At 51.7% G+C, this 11178-nt stretch carries 9 protein-coding genes; all 9 read left to right on the top strand.

Annotated elements, in window-relative coordinates; translation table 11 throughout:
* The first annotated feature begins 10 nt into the window (after positions 1-10).
* Positions 11-1927 (top strand): flagellar hook-associated protein FlgK, encoded by a 1917-nt coding sequence (flgK, locus tag AACZ64_RS08555; RefSeq protein ID WP_272992383.1) that lies wholly within the window; start codon positions 11-13, stop codon positions 1925-1927.
* Positions 1928-1939: 12 nt separating this feature from the next.
* On the top strand, positions 1940-3142 hold the full coding sequence (flgL, locus tag AACZ64_RS08560; RefSeq protein ID WP_036859913.1) for a flagellar hook-associated protein FlgL: 1203 nt from the start codon (positions 1940-1942) through the stop codon (positions 3140-3142).
* Between the two features lie 311 nt (positions 3143-3453).
* A complete protein-coding gene (locus AACZ64_RS08565; RefSeq protein WP_272981210.1) occupies positions 3454-5211 on the top strand; it encodes a flagellin in 1758 nt (585 codons plus the stop codon).
* A gap of 96 nt (positions 5212-5307) precedes the next feature.
* Positions 5308-5700 (top strand): flagellar protein FlaG, encoded by a 393-nt coding sequence (locus AACZ64_RS08570; protein ID WP_272992385.1) that lies wholly within the window; start codon positions 5308-5310, stop codon positions 5698-5700.
* Between the two features lie 116 nt (positions 5701-5816).
* Complete coding sequence (gene fliD, locus AACZ64_RS08575; RefSeq protein ID WP_339639887.1) at positions 5817-7859, top strand: flagellar filament capping protein FliD; 2043 nt, start codon at positions 5817-5819, stop codon at positions 7857-7859.
* A 20-nt stretch (positions 7860-7879) separates the two neighbouring features.
* Positions 7880-8281 carry a flagellar export chaperone FliS gene (gene fliS / locus AACZ64_RS08580; protein WP_036859921.1) on the top strand — a complete coding sequence of 134 codons (402 nt, stop codon included), beginning with the start codon at positions 7880-7882 and terminating at the stop codon, positions 8279-8281.
* Positions 8278-8631, top strand: a complete 354-nt coding sequence (locus AACZ64_RS08585) for a flagellar protein FliT (RefSeq protein WP_036859923.1) — start codon at positions 8278-8280, stop codon at positions 8629-8631. Before fliS ends, AACZ64_RS08585 begins: the two co-directional genes overlap by 4 nt.
* Before the next feature lie 199 nt (positions 8632-8830).
* Positions 8831-9394 carry a PilZ domain-containing protein gene (locus tag AACZ64_RS08590; RefSeq protein WP_036861558.1) on the top strand — a complete coding sequence of 188 codons (564 nt, stop codon included), beginning with the start codon at positions 8831-8833 and terminating at the stop codon, positions 9392-9394.
* 213 nt (positions 9395-9607) lie between these two features.
* On the top strand, positions 9608-11059 hold the full coding sequence (locus AACZ64_RS08595; RefSeq protein WP_293614949.1) for a sigma-54 dependent transcriptional regulator: 1452 nt from the start codon (positions 9608-9610) through the stop codon (positions 11057-11059).
* Positions 11060-11178: the final 119 nt, after the last annotated feature.

The raw sequence follows: 11178 nt of genomic DNA on the forward strand, positions 1-11178 counted from the left end.
ATAAGGCATCGTGGCAAATATTTTTAACATCGGCACATCGGCACTGCTTTCCTTGCAGCAATCGATCAATACCACCGGGCAAAATATCGCGAATGTGAATACGGATGGATACAGTCGCCAGCGGGCTGACTTTGATACCTTGCCGCCCCAGCTGAGTGGAGGCAATTATATTGGCTCAGGGGTGACAGTGGACTCCATAGAGCGCATTTACGATCAGTTTCTGGTTTCGGAAGTCCGTACCCGTACATCTTCCCAAAGCGGTTTCGATACGCTTTATCAGTTGTCTTCCCGGCTGGATGGCATGCTCGGTAACGATAATGCCGGTCTGGCGCCTGTGCTCGGGGAGTTTTTCAGTGCCGTACAGGATGTTGCCAACAATCCCGGATCATTGCCTGAGCGCCAGGTACTGCTCGGACAGGCAGAAGCGCTGGCAGACCGTTTTCACTACCTGGACAGCAATCTGCGCAGCCTCAATAGCGAAGTCAATGCCAGGATAGAGGGTACCGTAGGTGAGATTAATTCACTGGCGGCCAGTATCGCCAGCCTGAACAAGCAGATTGTCAGCGCCACGGGTCAATCCGGTGGAACTGTGCCGAACGATTTGCTGGACAAGCGTGACCAACAGCTCAGCCAGCTGGCAAAGTATGTTGGAGTCACCACCGTGACCCAATCCGATGGTGCCATTAACGTGATGATTGGCAAAGGGCAGGCGTTGGTGGTTGGCGGTAATGCCGAGTCGTTTCAAACCGTTAGTAATCCATTCGATAGTACCCAGACCATGATTGGCATTTCCGGCGCAGGAGGCAATGTCTCGGATATCACCCGTTTTCTCAGTGGTGGATCGCTGGGTGCCGTCCTGGATTTCCGGGAGGGTGTACTGAATCCTGCGGCCAATCAACTCGGACTGATTGCCGTTGGACTGACATCCACTTTCAATGAGCAACATCAGCTCGGGATTGATCTGGACGGTAATTCCGGCGGAGATTTTTTTCAGCCGCTGACAGCAACGTCGACAGAGCATCCTGCCAACACCGGGTCGGCATCAGTGTCAGCCACCATTACTGACGCCACCGCGCTGACCGGTGATGACTACAATCTTCGTTTTGACGGTAGCCAGTGGGTCTTGACCAACCTTACCAATAACAGCAGTCAAAGCGGTACAGGTCCATTTTCAGTGGGCGGGTTGACGATTGGTGCTGCCGGCATTCCCGCCAGTGGTGACAGCTTTCTGATTCAGCCCACCCGTTTGGCCGTCGGGCAATTTGCTGTGGCGCTGAGTCGGCCGGAAGATTTTGCCGCCGCATCGCCCCTCCGCGCTCAGCAGGTTTTGTCAAATCAGGGTTCAGCCGATATTGCCGGCTTCAGTGTCAGTGATACATCAGGGTTGCCGCTGGCCGGTACAGTGACATTGACGTTTAACCCCGATGCACTCGGAGCGGGGGTGCCCGGTTTCGATATGTCCGGTATGGCCGGCGGTCCTTTGGCCTATAACCCTGCCACAGAGAGTGCTGGCAAATCGTTCAGTCTTGCCGGCTTCGAGTTCAGTATCGATGGCGTGCCGCAGGCTGGTGATGAGCTGGTCATAGAAAATAATACCAATGGTACCGGTGACAATGGCAATGTATTGAATCTGGCCTCGCTGCAAATATCCAGGGAGCTGATGAATGGTACGGTCAGTTATCAGGAGGCCTATGCAAGCACGGTCGCCGATGTTGCGGTTAAAACCCGCCAGGCAGAAAAAGCACTTGGCACCGAACAGGTGCTGCTGGATCAGTCGGTTGCAGCGCGAGAGAGTGTATCGGGTGTGAATCTGGACGAGGAGGCGGCAAACCTTATCCGCTACCAGCAGGCCTATCAGGCTGCTGCGCAGATAATTGCGGTGGCCGATGAGTTGTTCCAGACCTTGCTCAGCTCTGTCCGTCGATAGGTGGGTGCCAATATGCGTTTATCCAGTGTACAAATCTTTCAGCAGGGAATTTCGGGAATACTTGATCAGCAGAGCAAGTTGGCCAAAACGGAACAACAGCTGGCTACTGGCAAGCGTATCCAGGTTCCCTCAGATGATCCGGTAGCGGCTGTGCAGATTTTGAATCTCAATGAAGATATGGCGTTGCTGGATCAGTATCAGCGCAATGGTAATTTGGCCGAGGGGCAGCTGGCACTGGAAGATACGGTGCTTGCCAATGTAGGCAATGTGCTGCAACGGGTCAGGGAGTTGGTGGTTCAGGCCAACAATGCCTCCCAGTCCGTTGAAACCCGCCGCAGTGCGAGTGTGGAAATAGAAGGGTTGCTTGAACAGCTCCAGTCGCTGGCCAATACCCGAGACTCGGAAGGTGAATATATTTTTGCCGGGTTTCAGGCCGACGCAGTGCCGTTTACACGGCAAAACGGTCAGTACGCCTACCAGGGTGATGATGGTCAACGATTCCTGCAGTTGGGCAAGTCATCCCAGGTGGCGGTAAGGGATTCCGGGTTTAATGTCTTTATGGCTGTGCCCACCGGTAATGGCCGCTTTGATGTGAAGCCTGACGCCGCCAATGCCGGCACAGGAGTAATTGGCAGTGCCACGGTTGACGGCAATTTTATTCGGGATACTTATTCAATCACTTTCAGTCAGGCGCTTCCCGGTGATCCGGTGACATATGAAGTGCGGGATTCCTCCAATGCCCTGTTGACCAGCGGTAACTATCAGGAGGGTGACGAAATCAATTTTGCCGGAGCCAGCATTCAGGTTGGCGGCCTCCCTGTCGATGGTGATCGTTTTGAGGTCTTTCCCTCTGCCCGTGAAGGCATGTTTGCCAGCATTCAGGCTATTGCAGATTCCCTGGCCAGTGCGGTTGATTCCCCCGCCGGAGTGGCTTCGGTCAACAATGCCATGGGACGTGGATTGAATAATCTCGATCAGGCCATTGGACACATGCTTGCAGTTAGAGCTGACGTGGGAGTTCGCCAGAATCAGGTGGAAAATCAGCAGTCGCTGAATGAGGACTTTAATCTGCAATTGGAGCAGACACTTTCCAGTGTGCAGGACCTCGATTATGCGCAGGCCATCAGTGAACTTAACCTGCAGTTAACCGCATTGCAGGCCGCCCAGCAGGCTTATGTGAAAGTCCAGGGATTATCCCTGTTTAATTATCTGTAATAGCCCCATCCTGTTTGCTTTCCTTTCAGGCCAGGTAGTTGCTGTGTCGGCAATACTGGTTTGTCCGCCTTCTTTTGTGATAGGCATCGCATTTTGTTGTTTGAACTGTAGAGACCGTCACACTTTCTTCTTTAAATCAATGGATTGAAAAAAATTCTAAAAAAAAGCTAAAGAACTTTCCTCGTCGGTCGATATACAGGTTATCGATCGCAACGTATCCGTCGTCGATGAGAGATTCCAGCGTCGAAGAAACAGCCGTCTGAAAGGCCTTGATCTGCCAGACGGAAAGGAAAACAAAGAGGAAAATAGTTATGGCACAGGTAATCAATACCAATATTGCTTCGCTCACAGCGCAGCGCAACCTGAATTCATCCCAGGGTGATTTGAGCACAGCACTGCAACGCCTCTCTTCAGGCTTGCGTATTAACAGCGCAAAAGATGATGCTGCGGGTTTGGCAATTTCTGAGCGTTTTACTACCCAGATCCGGGGCCTGAACCAGGCTGCCCGCAATGCCAACGATGGGATATCTCTCTCACAGACGGCTGAGGGTGATTTGTCGCAGATCACCAATAACCTGCAACGTATTCGCGAATTGTCAGTGCAATCTGCCAACGCCACTAACAGCTCAAGCGACCGCGCTGCCCTTCAAGCCGAAGTTGCCGAGCTGGTCGCTGAAATTGACCGGGTGGCATCAACCAGTTCTTTTAATGGCGTCAAGCTGCTGAATGGATCTTTTGCTTCACAGGTTTTTCAGGTGGGTGCCAATGCCGGGGAGACTGTCAGTATTTCCAGCATCACCAGTGCACGAACCTCATCGCTTGGTCAATCGACTGGTGCCAATATGGCGGCACCTGGAACAGCGGTACAGGCAGGCTTTACTGATGGTGATCTGACTGTCAATGGCTTTGCGATCTCCGCTACGGCAGATGCAAAAGCGATTGCCGATGCGATAACCGCTGCAGATATTGGCCTGAGTGCCACAGCTACCAATGCCCAGACAGGTATCGCCTTTGCCGATGTGGTGGGCACGGCCGGTTCACTCGCTTCGCCGACTGAAAATACGGTTACCGGGATTGCCGGTACAGCCGATGCCAACGGTCAACAGTTTATTCTGACCATTGATGGTGTAGAGGCTGTCAATGTGACCCTGGCAGACACCGAGACTGTCGCCACTGGTGCAATTGCAACAGAGATCGATTCAGATTTTGCAGCCTTTATCGCAGCCAGTTCAGGTGCATACAGCATCACCTCCGGCACCTTGGCCGGTGGTGACCTGGTTCTTTCCAAAGCGGATGGTACTGCCATTACCTTTGATACCAGCACCAGCACATTAGGGGGTGTGGCTGCCAGTGTGACTGAGTCCGAGACTACCGGTGGCACCCCGGCGGTGACAGCGGTTGCTCCCGATTATACATTGTCGGTTGATGGTACTGCCCTGGATCTTTCTGCAGTGGGCGCAGACGGGACAATTACAGCCACTGAAATTGCGGGATTGATTAACTCTCTCGCTGGCTATACAGCGTCTGCTCCTACGGCCACCACCCTGGATATCACCAAGGATGATGGCAGCAATATTGTTCTGGCTGAAGGTGGCACAGAAGGTGCGGCTGAAGGTCTGGCCGCCACTGGCGATACCTATCGCGGTCTTGTCAGCAGCATTACTTCAGCTGACGGGGATCTGGTTATCGGCGGGGCTACACCTGCTAATGCCGGGTTGACTGCGGGCACCACTACTGCAGACACGCTGGTGGGAACGACTCTGGCGAATACGGATATCTCCAGTGTCGCTGGTGCAAATGCTGCCATCCAGTCGGTGGATAGTGCTCTGACAGCGATTAACAGCTCGCGAGCCTCTCTGGGTGCGATCCAGAACCGCTTTGAATCGGTCATTGCCAGTATACAAACGACCTCCGAAAACCTGAGTGCTTCCAGGTCGCGGATTCAGGATGCCGATTTTGCCTCAGAAACTGCAGCGTTGACCCGTGCTCAAATTCTGCAGCAGGCGGGTACGGCAATGCTGGCTCAGGCTAACGCACTGCCACAGAATGTTTTGGCCCTGTTGCAGTAATGATCTTTTCAATCTGAAAAGATCAAACAGGTAGAGGGGTGGCTATGCCACCCCTTTCTGCCCGGCCATAGCACCTTATATTGATGGAGTGCCGCCATGCCAGAATCTATAACTATTCCCGGACCTGCCCTGAAAGCTATTGCCAACAGCCAACCTGTCAAAGCGATGGAATTGACTGTAGACCGGCAAGAATTGCCCGTCGGCGGCAATGTTTCTCCGGAGAAAAGCGATGAACAAAACAGAGAGTCGTCCACTGTAGAGCTTGTGGCAGCGGTAAGTCATATATCTGATTATGTGCAACAGATTTCCCGTGATCTGCAATTCAAGGTAGATGAGACAACCGGTAGTACGGTTGTCACCGTAATCGATAGTGAATCCAAGGAAATTATCCGCCAGATCCCCCGGGAAGAAGCCGTTGCACTTGCCCATTATCTGGCGGAAATCGGTGCCGGAAACAGTAAGGGATTGTTTGTCAGGGGCGAGGGTTAATTTTTTCTTTTATTGAGTCTGGTTGGCACCCTGTTTGCTTGTTTATCTGCGGGTTTAACTTTTAAAGGCGTGCGTATGAACCGGACATTCAGTTTAACCGTGGTAGGAAGTGTCAGATGTTAACGGCGACGGGAATAGGGTCGGGACTGGACATTGAGTCGCTGGTTACCCAGTTGATTTCAGCCCAACGCTCACCGGTAGAAACCAGACTGGTGGCCCGTGAGTCCGCTCTAACCGCAGAACTGTCGGGTTTTGGCAGCCTCAAAAGTGCTCTCTCTACATTCCAGGACAGTATTTCCAGCCTGAATAAACTCTCCAGCTTTGGCCAGCGCACAACGACCTCCAGTAATACGGATGCGGTTGTGGCGTCTGCGAACAGTACTGCAGCTTCGGGCAGTTATAGCCTGTCTGTCAGTCAGCTGGCATCGTCACACTCACTGGCCAGTACCGGTTATGCCAGTACTTCAGACCTGGTCGGCACGGGAACACTGACCATTCGTTTTGGCAGCACCGACTATACCTCTCCGGACCCCGGTCCCGAGAGTTACGATGGCTTTACGGTCAACCCTGAAAAGGGCACGGCGACGATAACCATCGATTCCGAGAACAACACTTTGACTGGTGTCCGGGATGCAATTAACGGCGCAAAAATCGGCGTTACGGCAGTGATCGTCAACGATGAGTCTGGCTATCGTTTGTTGATTGGATCCGATGATGGCGGCGAGAAAAACAGTCTCGAAATAAGCGTTACTGATACTGGTGATAATAACGACCTGGATAGTGCTGGCCTGTCTGCATTGTCCTTTAATGGCAGTGCAACCAATCTTGCCCAGACAGTCGCTGCCCACGACGCCCTGTTCACGGTCAATGGGTTGTCCATACGCAGTAGTGAGAATAGAGCCAGCGGCGTTATTGAGGGGCTGGATATTACCCTCAAGGATGTCACTGGAACTTCCCCGGTGACCGTTACCGTTGCGCAAGACCGCGAGGCGGTCAAGTCCGCCATCCAGAGTTTTGTCAGCGGTTATAACAACTATATTTCTACCGTTAACAGTCTCACCGCCTATGATCCTGAGACCGGTGTTGCCGGGCCACTGCAGGGAGATTTTTCAGCCCGTTCGATTGCCAGTCAGGTGCGTCGGGCCATCACTGATTCCGCCGAGGGTTTTGGTGGTTCCTTCAGCAGCCTGAGTGAGCTGGGTATCACCACCGATGGCGATGGCAAGCTGGCCATTAATAGCAGTCGTTTTGATGCTGCGCTGGAAAATGCTTTTGATGATATCGTCGGAGTTTTTGCCGCAGTAGGCCGGCCATCGGACGGGACCATAAAATATATTACATCGACGGCGGCGACAGCAGTCGCCAGCCATGATATCGATATTACCCAGATGGCGACCCGTGGTCAGCTAACCGCTTCGCCAAGTTTTTTTCCGCTCAACATTGATAGTGAAAATAATAGCCTGGTGCTGAGTGTTAATGGTGTGACATCCAGCGAGATTTTGTTAACCCAGGGCAATTACGCATCGGGCGCTGAACTTGCCGACGAGTTACAGGCAAGGATTAACGGTGACACTGCGCTGGTCAATGCCGGCGCCCTGGTGTCCGTGCAATTCGTCAATGACCATTTTGAAATCACATCTAATAATTATGGGTCTTTCTCGACAATAGAAGTTCTCTCTGTCGATACCAATACTACTGCGCAACTGGGATTTTCAACCGGAGCAGGTGTTGCCGGTATTGATGTGGCGGGCACCATCGGCGGTGTGGCGGCCTCCGGCAGTGGGCAAACACTAAAAGGGGCTGTGGGCAGCAAAGCTGAAGGGCTGCAACTCCTGATTGCAGACGGTTCTACGGGACCACGCGGCGCAGTTGATTTTTCACGTGGCATTGCATACCAGCTGAATACCCTGATTACGTCTTTTCTGGCGACCGATGGCCTACTGGATTCGCGCACAGAGGGGATTCAGTCGCGCATAGAGGGTATTGGTGATCAAAAGGAAGTGCTTGATCGCAAGATGGAAGCTCTGGAAATTCGTTATAGAAACCAATTCAATGCACTGGATTCTCTGCTTGCCCAACTGCAGACGACCAGTGATTTTCTGACGCAGCAGTTGGCCTCCTTGCCGGGCTCCGGTCAGCTGCTCAACAAAAACAACTAGTATCAGTCAAGAGGTAGTCAATGAACTATGCATCAGCGTTAAACCAGTATAAAAGTGTCGGGTTGCAGACCGGAATCGTGGATGCAACGCCTCACCACTTAATCGCCAAGTTACTGGAAGGTGCACTGGACAGGTTGGCTTCGGCAAAGGGTGCAATCAACCGAAATGAGATTGCCCGCAAGGGTGAATTGCTCAGCAGTGTTATTGCCATTGTGGATGGGATGCGTGCCAGCCTGGATTATCAGCGGGGAGGTGAGATCGCCGCAAATCTAGGTTCGCTTTACGATTATATTGAAAGGCGACTTGTGGAAGCAGGTGTTTCGTCGGATACAGCGGTATTGGATGAAGTCAGTGCGCTGTTAAAAGAAGTCAAGGCCGGCTGGGAATCTGTTCCTGCTGAGGCGAGGAGCATGCAATCATGACTGCAGCAGTCGTCCACGAATCTCTTTCCCAGGCTCATCAGTGTCGCCTCCTGGCTGAGGTGTTGACTATTACCAAGCAGATGCTGAGCTGCGCGGAGAACAACGAGTGGTCAGAGGTGACGAAACTGGAACAGCGGCGGCGGGATGGACTCGCCGTCTGTTTCTCACAAACTTCCGGACTGCCGGACTCGGTTCTGGTCGCCGAAGCGGTCGCGGCTCTTTTGCACCTGAATGAAGAGTTGATGTCCCGGTTAAAAGTGGCAAGGGAGCAGGTTATGGTCCAGGGATTGGAATACACGCGGAACCGTAAAGCCATGGGCAGTTACCATGAGGTGGGCAATAATCGTTAATTACACAAAAAGCCTCTCGATCTGTTAGTTCCGTGCCGGAGCACGTCTTTTCCCATACGTTTCGTATTGTCGTCTGAGCTGCTTTTTCCCTCAGTGCCTTAAGATTGATCTATACTCAAAAGGGTTTAAACTCGTGTTTCCCGTTTGGTTCCATGCATTTCAGAGCCGAAATATATAAGAGGATGCCTTTATTTTGGACGTGGACAAATCCGAGGAGTCAGCAAGCGCCCTTTCCTTTACCGACAATATCTCCATTGCCTGGTCAAAAATCGATTATCAGCCCGATGAAGCACACCTTGCGTTGGTCAATGAATCCAACGAATCCTTTCTGCGGGCCGTATCTGCCATCAGCGAATTTTCCAAAGAGACATCAGACAGCAGCAACCCTGCGCTTTCCCAAGAGCTGGCCCGCCTGGATCTGAAGCTAAACCTGCTGTTGGATCTGGTTGGTCAGTTGATATACAGCCAGCTGGATATCCCCGATATTTCCCGGGTGACTGTCTCTTCTGCGCAGGTCGATTGGCAGGATGGGAGTGTTCCCGAGCCCGGTTCAATCGTATTTGTACAGGTTTATATTCAGCGCGGTACACCAAAGCCCCTGTGTTTTTATGGCGAAGTGGTCAGCAGCCCAGATGATTATCGTAGAGGGTGGGCAAGAGTGCGTTACCTGGGGCTCAGTGAGTCGGTCCAGGTGTGGCTGGATAAATTGATTTTCCGACACCACAGGCGCGAGGTTGCCTACAGAAAATCCTCTAGTCCCTAGATTGATTTGCAGCAGTTCATTCGTAAAAACCCTCGTCAAAATATTGACAATGCACGACCCTCCTTTAGAATCGCTTGCGCTTTCCAATAAGACTATTGAATTACTACTTTGGAGTGATGGCTCGATGATAGACCCCCATTCAGTTGGTGCGTTCGATGTAAGCCAGTTCTCGAATCGGACTTTAAATCCTGCAATAACAAAAGTTCACTACTGATGCCAGCCCTTAAAAAACAAGTGCTGGTATTTGACCAAGACCTTGCAGAAGGGAATAAAACAGCGGCACTGGTTCGATTTCTGGAGTATCCGGTTAAGGTCTTTGATGACAGGCAGCGTCTCAACAACTTTCTGACCGAATCCTCGGGCGATGACCTTTTAGCACTGCTGATTCGGGATAAAACCGGATTTCCCGTTCTGAAGAGTGTGGCTGATAGCCTGAACCAGAAAAACCTTTCCTGCCCCTGTTATCTTGTAAAATGGGAAGCGGAGTCGCTGTCGGTGCCAACCTCCATTTCCCGGCACATTGCGGGGACGATTCCTTTTCCTGCCAGTTACCAGTTGTTGCTTGGTGTCCTTCAGGAAGCTGAATTATTTTCAGCCTCTTCAAAAAATAGCAGGGTTGAGCAATTTGGCCAGCTGTATCGTAATCTGGTGGGAAGCAGTGAAGGGATCAATCAGATACGGGACATGATCAAGCAGGTGGCTGATAGCGAAGCGTCTGTGCTGGTCCTCGGTGAATCCGGTACTGGCAAGGAAGTGGTGGCCCGCAATATCCACTATTACTCGAATCGCCGGGAACAACCCTTTGTGCCGGTAAACTGCGGTGCGATTCCGGCTGATTTACTGGAGTCGGAATTGTTTGGTCATGAAAAAGGCTCTTTTACTGGTGCGATCAGTTCCCGTCAGGGACGTTTCGAAATAGCGGATGGTGGCACGCTGTTTCTGGATGAAATCGGCGATATGCCGATGAATATGCAGGTCAAACTGTTGCGGGTGCTTCAGGAACGAACGTTTGAACGTGTTGGCAGTAACAAGTCCCTCACTGCAGATGTCAGAATTATTGCTGCCACACATCAGAATCTTGATCACCTGGTGGCAGAGGGGCGATTCCGTATGGATCTGTACTATCGGCTCAATGTGTTTCCTATCGATATGCCGCCATTGCGGGACAGGAGTGAAGATATCCCGTTATTGATCCGTGAATTGATCAATCGTTTCGATCGGGAAAAACGGGGTTCAGTCCAGTTGAGTGACTGTGCCATTGCGGCCCTTGGTAATTACAGCTGGCCGGGCAATGTCCGCGAGCTCTCCAATCTTATCGAACGACTGATCATTCTGTATCCAAAGAAACTGGTCAAATGGTCAGATTTGCCGGACAAATTTCGCCCGAACCAGGACTGGATTGCAGAGCAGCAGGAAATCAGTGCCAGTCCACAGACGACTTCAATCAATGTGTCTGTCCCGGACATTGTCTATTTGCCCCCTCAGGGTATTGATTTGAAAGACTATCTGTTCGAACTGGAACGTATGTTGCTGAATCAGGCACTGGAGCAGTCCGGCTGGGTGGTGGCGCGCAGTGCAAAATTGCTGAAACTGCAGAGAACAACCCTGGTGGAAAAAATGCGCAAGTTTGGGCTCAGTCGCCAGGAAGATCCGACAAACTTTTGACTCTTTTCCTTGAGTGAATTCTAACCTACTAATAAACAATATATTTTTCTTTAGGCATGATTATTGCTGATCTACTTGAGTGGACACAGGTCCCTCCATTTTAGGCAAGTAGCGCAGGT

The organism is uncultured Porticoccus sp., assembly GCF_963975625.1.
In the GTDB taxonomy this organism is placed as follows: Bacteria; Pseudomonadota; Gammaproteobacteria; order Pseudomonadales; family Porticoccaceae; genus Porticoccus.